Source organism: Arthrobacter sp. UNC362MFTsu5.1 (assembly GCF_000685965.1).
Lineage (GTDB): Bacteria > Actinomycetota > Actinomycetes > Actinomycetales > Micrococcaceae > Arthrobacter.
Genome location: NZ_JMLE01000038.1, coordinates 24,234 through 30,541 on the forward strand (window position 1 = coordinate 24,234; position 6,308 = coordinate 30,541).

Genomic DNA, 6,308 nt, shown 5'->3' on the forward strand with positions numbered 1-6,308 from the left:
GCATTATTCCTCACGCCTCCCGGGACGCCGCCGGTCCTCAGGCAATCAGGTTGAGCGTGAGTTCCACGGCACTGAGGAAGAGCGCCAGAACCGACGTGCCAAGCCCAGCCACCAAAAGCAGGCCCGGGTGGGCCAGACCCACCACAACGCGCCGGAGTTGGGGCGAATGCCGCAGGAACCTCTTGGGCAGCCGCGACTCTTCCGGGATCTGCCGCCACCCGCGGAGACGGCGCAGGAACCACGCGCAGCGCACGATAAGCGCCATCCACAACACCGACACAACCAGCGGGACCGCCGCAAGGAGCAGATTGAACCCCAATGACGTCACAGCACGTTCCGAGTTCCCGGCCAGTGCCTGCACCGTTGTGGAAATCGAGGCGCTGGCCACGACGGAGAGGCCCCACACCAGAAACGCGGCCGTCAGCGCGAGGAACCGGACAAAGAAGTGCGCGAGCACCGATTCCTTCTGGGGCTTGAGGTAGCGACGCGGGGTCGCATGGAGCACGGCCACGGTGCAGGCCAGTGTGGGCAGGGCCGCCATCCCCACCAGCACGTACCAGGTCCAGCCGGCGAGGTCCACGAACTCGTCAACGACGATCAGCAACGCCCAGAAACCGGTCCAAACCCAGCCTGCATAAAGCGGATTCCGGATCAGCCAGGCAGGCAGACGCTGAGCCACCGGGACAGAGGGCGGAACAGGTGGCAAGGAATCAGGATTCCGGACCCTCCCAGTTACGGGCGCAACAGCAGCCGGACCGACGCCGACGGCGCCGTTGGGCAGGGCCCCTGCCCGGGCGTCCGGCGGGTTTTGTTCCCCTTCAGCCATGCTCATGGGCTCACTGTAGCAATGCGGGAGGCGGGTCCGCCGTCGTCCGTCCCTGCGGTTGAGTACGGCGCGGGGCAGCGGAGAGCCGTTGGCTATCGCTGAGGAAAACGGCCCGTTCCAGGGTCGGGGCCGGAAGCCGTGTGTAGGGTACTGATATGGCTTCTCCGCAGACGCTAAGCGAGGCCGAGCGCCGCGTCGTCGCAAGTTGGGCAGCCGACTGCGCTGAGCGGGTCGTGGCCTTATTTGAGGCAGAGGCGCCGGCAGATGGCCGCCCCCGTGATGCGATCGCCCGAGCCCGGGCCTTCGCCCGCGGTGAGCTCAGTGCCGCCGACGAGATCCGCCGGCGGTTTGTTGCCGGCCGTGCCGCAGGAGAGGTAGACAGCCCTGCTGCGGTGGCTGCCGCCCGGTCTGCCACGCAAGCCGCAGCCGTCGCCCACATGGGAGCGCACGCCTTGGGCGCCGCCGCCTATGCCGCGAAAGCGGCCGGGCTGGCAGCACCCCATCGACCCGGGACGGTCGACGACGAAGTCCGGTGGCAACTCGAGCACATGACTGACGAAGCCCGGTCTGCGCTTCGACGCTTGCCGCCGCTAGGTGAAAATTCCGCCGGTCCGCTGGGTCCAGGACTGCTCTCGTCCGGCATCCTCGCCACGATCATCCGCGCGATCCAGGCCGACCTGGCTCGCCCTGACCGGCCTGCCTCCCCCAACTGAAACTGCTGCCCACCCGCGGTCCTGTCCGGAGGCACGTTCGGTGCTGCCGCAGGCTATGGCCGCCGGCTACCCGGCAGACTTAAACTTGTTGTACTTTCCGGGATTTCGTGCACGAGGGAGAAATGTCATGGAGATCATGGAGCAGGTGCATGAAGGAATGCACGTCGTGGCATCTGACGGGAAGAAGATTGGCAAAGTCGAGGACCTGAAAATGGGTGACCCGGAGGCAGTGACCTCAGACGGCCAGACTGACCCGGAAACAGGAGGCCTCGCCAACACCGTGATCGAAAGCTTTGCTGTTTCCTCCAGCCTGCCTCGGCACGCTGCAGAAAGGCTCCTGCGGATCGGCTATGTAAAGGTCAACAGGTCCGGTTTCCTGGCCGGGCACGGCTACTTCGCCTCGGATGAGCTGGACCGGGTCGACGGCGATACTTTGTGGCTCAAAGCGGGCCGGAACGCAGATTCATAGAGAGCCGAAAGCCCATATGGCAGGGCCGACCGGATGGAAGCACGAAGCGCGAGTACGCGAGTACGCGATGGAAACCCGCGGCGGGGAAACAGGTAGCGCTCACTCACGCCGCTCAACCGGAGGCGTCATAGACTTTGGTTCCGTTCGCCGCCTGAGGGATTTCCGGCCACCCTCCCGTGTAGCAGAATGGGCGCATGTGCGGCAGATACGTGATGTCAAAGGCGACCGGGGATCTTCTCTCGAAGTTTGATGCCAAGGAAATCGAGGGCACCCCGCCCGCGCCGAGCTGGAACGTGGCCCCTACACAGGACGTTCCGATCATCGCCGAAAGGCTGGACGAGGGCGCTATTGACCGGCGGCTGCTGATCGCCCGCTGGGGCCTGGTCCCGTCCTGGGCCAAAGACCTCAAGATCGGCTCTCGGCTGATCAATGCCCGGAGCGAATCCATCCTGGTGAAGCCCTCGTTCCGCAAAGCAGCCGTGAAGCGCCGAGCCCTGATTCCCGCGGAGGGCTACTACGAATGGCAGAAGACCGAGGACGGGAAGAAGATCCCGAACTACCTTTACTCCGAGACGGACGACGTCCTCGCCTTCGCCGGCCTCTACGAGTTCTGGCCGGACCCGTCTCTGCCCGAGGACGATCCCGGGCGCTGGCTCCTCAGCTGCACGGTCCTCACCACGACGGCCCATGACACGCTCGGGCACGTCCACGACCGCGCCCCCGTTATCGTCCCTCCAGCCATGTACGCGGACTGGCTAAACCCTGGAACGACCGACAAAGATGCCGTGCAGCAGCTCCTGAATGGCATCCCGGAGCCGGTTCTTACTCCGCGCGTCGTTAGCGACCGGGTGAACAGCGTCCGGAACGACGGGCCGGAACTCATTGAACCGGCCTCCTGAACGACCTCGTCTATGACGAACGCCGGCGGTTTAGAACGCCCTCTTAACTGTTCCTACTCACCATCGTCCGGTGACGCCGCGGCATGCCTTCCGGACGGCGCTCTCCTGACAACGGGAACAGCTGCTGTGTCGAAAAACTGATAGTCGGTCGCTGGAACACGGATGGTTCCGGCAGCCTCCGCTTTCTCCCGGATGAAATCGTGATCGGCCCGCGAAAGCACAATCTGCCCGTGCGGATCACACTCGAAGTCCTTGCGGGCTTCCTTGCTGATTTTTGCAGACACAGTACGGGGCACCACCAGACATCCCGGATTTTCCAGAAGCCAGGTCCGGGTCTCGGAATCGAGACGGTCCCACTCGTCCTTGAGGCTCATTCCTGCCTGTACCCCTTCCAATACGTCTTGTCATGAGGTGAATTCCGTTTAGAGTACGCCTCCAGTCATGCGGTTGACAGCCCCCAAACGCGCCCGCGGGAATTACCGGCCCGGAGGCCACGCCAACCGGCCCGGGAGCGACCTTAATGACGCAAGGGCGGTGCGAGCCTCGCCGGCTTTTCCTTCAAAAAGGGGTGTGACCGGGCAGAAAGAGCAGGTAGCTGATACTCCAGCCCAATCCGGGACGTCGGCTTACACTTTTTATGAGAGGTCGTTTTCCTTGGAAACAACTCTCGGCGGTAGCTACGCCAGTGCCCGGATCACGGTGGGGCAGCCTCTCGTCAGCACCCCGGCAGGGCCAGCCGAAGATTGGAAGGCCACAGTGCCTGTTATCAAACCCCGTAGAGGCGTAGCGTCAATCCAACGGAGTACTGCGGCGATCGACGGTTCCACCTAGAGCCCGTGCCGTCGCCCCGGTCTTGAGCCGTTTGAGGAGGCGGGGATGGCTGGATGGAATGCTGACACGGCTGCTGGGCCCGTAGGGTCCGGGACGGTTACTTTGGTGGAGGGTTCATCCTTCTGTATTTCGTTGGCCAATGGCGACATCCACCCGGAACATCCGCACGGTGTCTTCTACGAGGACACCCGCATCCTGTCGCGCTGGAACCTGGCAATCAATGGGCAGCCGCTGGAGGCGCTGACAGCTTCGACGATGGAACCCTATCGGGCCTTGTTTATCGGCCGCGTTCCCCGGTCCGACGGATACGCGGACAGCCCCCTGATCGTGGAGCGCCTGCGGGAAGTGGGTGCAGGGATCACGGAGGAGATCACCATCCGGAACTACTCTTTGGACGAAACCGACTGTGTGGTCACCTTCAACGTTGAATCGGACTTCGCGGACCTCTTTGAAGTCAAGGAGGCACGTGTCCAGCGGCGGTGGGAGGAAGTCCGCCAAACGGAGGGCGACTCACTCACCATTGAGGCAGCCTGGCAGGACGTCCGCAAGGGCGTGGTCGTTAATGCGAGTGGCGCAGACGTCACCCCGGAGGCCCTGACCTACCGGGTGGTCGTTCCGGCGCGCGGACACTGGAGCACCCGGGTGAACGTAGTGCCCGCCGTCGACGGCACCGGCCGCGTGGCACCGTTCGTTCGTCCGGTTCCAGGTGAGGTTTCTCCCAGCGACCGTCGCCGCCAGGAATGGGTCGCGAAGATTCCCAAACTGCACATGGGTAACCGCTCCATCGAGCGGACCCTTCGTCGCAGCTACGACGACCTGGGCGCCCTCCGCATCGAGGACCCCGCCCACCCGGAGCGGATCGTGGTGGCCGCCGGCGCACCGTGGTTCATGACGCTATTTGGCCGGGACTCCCTCTGGGCCTCGGAAATGGCACTACCGGTGGACCCGTCACTGGCACTCGGGACCTTGCAGACACTGGCTGACCGGCAAGGCAGTGTGGTGGATCCGATGAGCGAGGAGGAGCCGGGCAAGATCCTGCACGAGGTCAGGCTCGGCGTGTCCAGCGGGCTCTCCCTGGGCGGCAAGTCCGTCTACTACGGCAGCGTCGACGCGACCCCGCAATTCGTGATGACCCTCGCGTCCGTGAGCCGTTGGGGTTTTGCCAAGGACACCATTTCCGCGCTGCTGCCCCACGCCGACCGCGCACTGGATTGGATCCGGACATACGGTGACAAGGACGGTGACGGGTTTGTCGAGTATGAGCGGCTCAACGAGCAGGGCCTCATCAACCAAGGCTGGAAAGACTCCTGGGACGGAATCAACTTCGCCGACGGGCGTGTGGCGGAGCCGCCCATCGCGCTCTGCGAAGTCCAGGCCCTGACCTACTCTGCGTTCTTGTCCCGGGCATGGATGGCGTACGACGCCGGTGACTCGGCTTTGGCGGCCCGGCTTACGGAGGACGCCGCACAGTTAAAGAAGAGGTTCAACGAACAGTTCTGGATGCCTGACCGCGGCTACTACGCCATCGCTCTGGACGGCAAGAAACGGCAGGTCGATGCGTGCGCATCCAACATGGGCCAATGCCTGTGGCACGGCATCGTCGATGAAGACAAAGCCCCGAAGGTGGCTGAACGTCTCATGTCCCCCGAAATGTTCAGCGGCTGGGGCGTGCGAACCCTCGCCAGTGACATGGGCGCCTACAACCCCGCCAGCTACCACAACGGCTCGGTCTGGCCGCATGACAACGCGGTCATCGCCGCCGGCCTGATGCGCTACGGTTTTGTACAAGAGGCGCAGAGGATCTCAACCGCCCTCTTCGAAGCAGCCGACTACACCGAAGGCCGACTCCCGGAGCTGTTCTGCGGCTTCAGCCGCGAGCAGGTCGCCGAGCCCGTGCCATATCCCACTGCATGCTCTCCACAGGCCTGGGCGGCCACGACACCGATCATGCTTGTGACGAGCCTGATGCGGTACGACGCCCATATCTCCCGGGGCGGATTCTGGATGGACCCGGCGCTCCCGGACTCCTACGGCGACCTGCACATCACCAACGCGCCCATGGCGGCAGGCCGGATCACCATCGACGTCACGGCTTCAGAACCTTCCGTGCAGGGCCTGCCAGAGGGAATAGTCTTCCACCGTGGATATCGGCCGTGGCTGACTGAACTCGTGGAACAAGCCAAACTGGGAAACGAAGGCTAGCAGGACGCCTGTTAAGCCAGGCATGTTTGCGGCAGAAACCCCGGGTGGATCTTGACACCCGGGGCTATGGCTACCTCACCAGGTCAGCACTCGATGACGTTGACGGCGAGGCCTCCGCGGGAGGTTTCTTTGTATTTGGTTTTCATGTCCGCTCCTGTCTCACGCATGGTTTTGATGGCTTTGTCGAGGGATACTTTGTGGCTTCCGTCGCCGTGCAGGGAGAGTCGTGCGGCGTTGATGGCTTTGACGCTGGCGATGGCGTTCCGTTCGATGCAGGGGATTTGTACCAGTCCGCCGACGGGGTCGCAGGTCAGGCCGAGGTTGTGTTCGATGCCGACTTCGGCGGCGTTTTCGACTTGTTCGGGGGT

The 6,308-nt window shown here is 63.7% G+C and carries 7 protein-coding genes; 4 read left to right on the forward strand and 3 right to left on the reverse strand.

All coding sequences use genetic code 11. From position 1 onward, the window contains the following. Positions 1-37 precede the first annotated feature (37 nt). Positions 38-832: a hypothetical protein gene (locus BS38_RS26080; protein WP_231511412.1), complete on the reverse strand. Its 795-nt coding sequence runs from the start codon at positions 830-832 to the stop codon at positions 38-40. A gap of 149 nt (positions 833-981) precedes the next feature. Between BS38_RS26080 and BS38_RS0122260 the strand changes: the two genes are divergently transcribed. The 3 genes from BS38_RS0122260 to BS38_RS0122270 all read left to right on the forward strand — a co-directional run bounded on the left by BS38_RS0122260 (position 982) and on the right by BS38_RS0122270 (position 2,907). Beyond that, positions 982-1,539 carry a putative immunity protein gene (locus BS38_RS0122260; RefSeq protein WP_028272756.1) on the forward strand — a complete coding sequence of 186 codons (558 nt, stop codon included), beginning with the start codon at positions 982-984 and terminating at the stop codon, positions 1,537-1,539. Positions 1,540-1,666: 127 nt separating this feature from the next. Continuing rightward, the gene (locus BS38_RS0122265; RefSeq protein WP_028272757.1) at positions 1,667-2,008 is read left to right on the forward strand and encodes a hypothetical protein; all 342 of its coding nucleotides are present in this window, start codon (positions 1,667-1,669) and stop codon (positions 2,006-2,008) included. A 194-nt stretch (positions 2,009-2,202) separates the two neighbouring features. Beyond that, complete coding sequence (locus BS38_RS0122270) at positions 2,203-2,907, forward strand: SOS response-associated peptidase (protein WP_028272758.1); 705 nt, start codon at positions 2,203-2,205, stop codon at positions 2,905-2,907. A gap of 53 nt (positions 2,908-2,960) precedes the next feature. Here BS38_RS0122270 and BS38_RS26085 read toward each other — a convergent pair whose 3' ends face one another. Next, positions 2,961-3,281 (reverse strand): hypothetical protein, encoded by a 321-nt coding sequence (locus BS38_RS26085; protein WP_197025017.1) that lies wholly within the window; start codon positions 3,279-3,281, stop codon positions 2,961-2,963. Between the two features lie 502 nt (positions 3,282-3,783). Between BS38_RS26085 and BS38_RS0122280 the strand changes: the two genes are divergently transcribed. Next, the gene (locus BS38_RS0122280; protein ID WP_028272759.1) at positions 3,784-5,940 is read left to right on the forward strand and encodes an amylo-alpha-1,6-glucosidase; all 2,157 of its coding nucleotides are present in this window, start codon (positions 3,784-3,786) and stop codon (positions 5,938-5,940) included. Between the two features lie 83 nt (positions 5,941-6,023). Here the strand turns inward: BS38_RS0122280 and BS38_RS0122285 are convergent. After that, a partial coding sequence (locus BS38_RS0122285; protein WP_028272760.1) for an L-serine ammonia-lyase, iron-sulfur-dependent, subunit alpha occupies positions 6,024-6,308 on the reverse strand: 285 nt, incomplete at its 5' end.